The following is a 1,488-nucleotide window of genomic DNA, read 5'->3' on the forward strand; positions in this document are numbered from 1 at the left end:
TGTGCCGGGGATGCCGCAGCCCGAGCTGACCAGTCCGATGCCGGCGGTTGGAACCGGGCCGCAGTTCGGTGGTTCCATGTTCGGTAATACGCCGGCCCTGGCCAGTCCGACGCCGTTTGAGAATCCGCCGCGTACTCCGGTGTTCGGCGCGGACGCGCCCGGTGTCGGCACTCCTGGTGCTGATCCCTTCGAGCGTGGGCCGTTCGAGTCCTTCCCGCGGGAGACCGTCGACTTCGACCCCGACCCGTTCGCCCGCAACCCCTTCGAGCCGCCGCCGGGCCGGAGCGCCGGAGGCGACCCGTTCGCGCGCGACCCGTTCGAGACGGGCGGTGCCGGGCGGCCGGGCGAGTCCGACCCCTTCGCCCGCAACCCCTTCGACACCGGCGGCTTCGACACCGGCGGCTTCGGCCAGGGCGCGGCAGGACAGGGCACGGCGGGACTGGGCGCGCAGTCCGATCCGTTCGCTCGTAGCCCGTTCGAGTCCGGGCCGTTCGATCGGGCGGCCTTCGACAAGACGCCCTTCGAGGCCACGAACTTCGACTCGGGGCCGTTCGATTCCAGTCCCTTCGACACCAACCCCTTCAGCCGGGGTCATGTCGGGGAGGCTCCGGTGGACACGCCCTGGCCTGGTCATCTGCCCCCTCCGGGGGGTGGTTCCTGGCCTGGCACCTCGCAGGACGGCGGTGCCGGTTGGCCCGGGCGGACCGGCCGTGGCGCCTTCGAGGGTGATGACAACACGGGCCCGTTGCCGGTGGTGCGGAGTTCGCCGCTGGAGTCGGGGGAGGAGTTCCTGCCGATCTTCGCCGCGGTCGAGTCGGACTGGTTCAAGAAGGTCGACGTTCCGGCGGACAAGAGCGACTCCGACGGCGAGAGCGGTGCGGACGCCAAGACGACCTGGTCGTCTCCGGCGGATGCGGGCTGGCAGGCGGCCAGGGCGGCCAGTGAGCCGGCCCTGGGCGGGGTGACCTCGTCGGGTCTGCCGAAGCGGGTGCCGAAGGCCAACCTGGTGCCCGGGTCGGCAGATCCGGGCGCGGCGCCGGCGGCGCTCGCCCCTTCGCAGCCGATCCTGTCGCCCGACCGGGCCCGCGGTCGGCTGGCGAGCCTGCAGCAGGGCGTACGGCAGGGCCGGGCGGTGGCCAGGGGCGAACTGAGTGAGGACGAGGGCTATCCGACCGCGAAAGGGGACGGCGAGTGAGTGAGTTGAGCCAGGGCGCACGCGGCCTGAACTGGCTGATCACGGACTTCGTGAACAACGTGCCGGGTGTGGCGCACACCGTGGTGGTATCGGCGGACGGGTTGCCTCTGGCGTTCTCGGAGGGGTTTCCCAAGGACCGGGCGGATCAGCTGGCGGCGGTGGCGGCGGGGTTGATCAGTTTGACGCAGGGTGCGTCGCGGGTGTTCGAGGGTGGCCCGGTGACGCAGACGGTGGTGGAGATGCAGCGGGGGTTGTTGCTGATCATGTCGATCAGTGACGGGTCCTGTCTTGCG

Annotated in this window: 1 protein-coding gene and 1 pseudogene; both read left to right on the forward strand. The window is 71.3% G+C overall.

The genetic code is table 11. The features are described 5' to 3' along the window. Positions 1-1,195, forward strand: a pseudogene (locus IL992_RS40320) (hypothetical protein); the annotation flags it as partial. Next, the coding region (locus IL992_RS40325; protein ID WP_449843675.1) for a roadblock/LC7 domain-containing protein at positions 1,192-1,488 on the forward strand (297 nt) is incomplete at its 3' end. The pseudogene IL992_RS40320 and the gene IL992_RS40325, both read left to right, overlap by 4 nt.

The organism is Microbispora sitophila (genome assembly GCF_014892245.1).
In the GTDB taxonomy this organism is placed as follows: domain Bacteria; phylum Actinomycetota; class Actinomycetes; order Streptosporangiales; family Streptosporangiaceae; genus Microbispora; species Microbispora siamensis.